This is a genomic window from Planktotalea arctica, assembly GCF_002105285.1.
In the GTDB taxonomy this organism is placed as follows: Bacteria; Pseudomonadota; Alphaproteobacteria; order Rhodobacterales; family Rhodobacteraceae; genus Planktotalea; species Planktotalea arctica.
The window spans coordinates 1-1,249 of record NZ_MUHR01000044.1; the positions used below are offsets into that span (position 1 = coordinate 1).

1 protein-coding gene is annotated in these 1,249 nt (G+C 57.9%); it reads right to left on the bottom strand.

Annotation, left to right across the window (positions count from 1 at the left end):
* Positions 1-73: 73 nt before the first annotated feature.
* Positions 74-1,249: elongation factor Tu (tuf, locus tag B9P63_RS18795; RefSeq protein ID WP_085311696.1), on the bottom strand; the 1,176-nt coding region annotated here is incomplete at its 5' end.

Consider the following 1,249-nt stretch of genomic DNA (forward strand, 5'->3'; position numbering starts at 1 on the left):
GTGGGCCCTTGCAGTTTTTACGTTCGTAAAAACAAGCTGGTGCCCACCCGAGTATCTTTCGCGTTAGCGAAAGTTACTCGTGAATATTCGACACAACACCAGCGCCGACTGTGCGGCCGCCTTCGCGGATCGCGAAGCGCAGGCCTTGCTCCATCGCGATGGGCGCGATCAGCTCGACGTTGAACTTCAGGTTGTCGCCCGGCATCACCATTTCCGTGCCCTCAGGCAACATGACCGTGCCCGTCACGTCCGTTGTACGGAAGTAGAACTGTGGGCGGTAGTTGGCGAAGAACGGCGTGTGACGGCCACCCTCTTCCTTGGTCAGAATATAGGCTTCTGCTTCGAACTTGGTGTGGGGCAGAACAGACTTTGGCGCGCAAAGAATCTGGCCGCGCTCAACGCCTTCACGGTCAACACCGCGCAAAAGAACGCCAACGTTGTCGCCTGCTTCACCGCGATCAAGCAGCTTGCGGAACATTTCAACGCCTGTGCACGTCGTTGTTTTCGTGTCACGAATACCAACGATTTCAATGCTGTCACCAACGTTGATCACGCCGCGCTCGATACGGCCAGTCACAACTGTGCCGCGACCGGAGATCGAGAACACGTCTTCGATTGGCAGCAAGAAGGGCTGGTCAACCGCGCGTGCAGGTGTCGGGATATACTCGTCAACAGCGGCCATCAGCTTGGCGATGGACTCTGTGCCGATTGCCGGATCGCGATCTTCCAGAGCGGCCAGAGCCGAACCCGGGATCACTGGGATATCGTCGCCAGGGTACTCGTAGGAGGACAGCAGCTCACGGATCTCCATTTCAACCAGCTCGAGCAGCTCGTCGTCGTCGACCTGATCGACTTTGTTCATGTAAACAACCATGTACGGGATGCCAACCTGACGACCGAGCAGGATGTGCTCGCGCGTTTGTGGCATCGGGCCGTCGGCCGCGTTCACAACCAGAATCGCACCGTCCATTTGGGCCGCGCCAGTGATCATGTTCTTGACGTAGTCCGCGTGGCCGGGGCAGTCGACGTGCGCGTAGTGGCGTGTCTCTGTCTCGTACTCGACATGCGCTGTCGAGATCGTGATCCCGCGCGCGCGCTCTTCAGGTGCGGAGTCGATCGACGCATAGTCCTGAAAATCACCGAATTGCTTCGTGATCGCAGCCGTCAGCGTCGTTTTACCGTGGTCAACGTGGCCGATTGTGCCGATGTTGACGTGCGGCTTATTGCGTTCAAACTTTTCCTTGCCCAT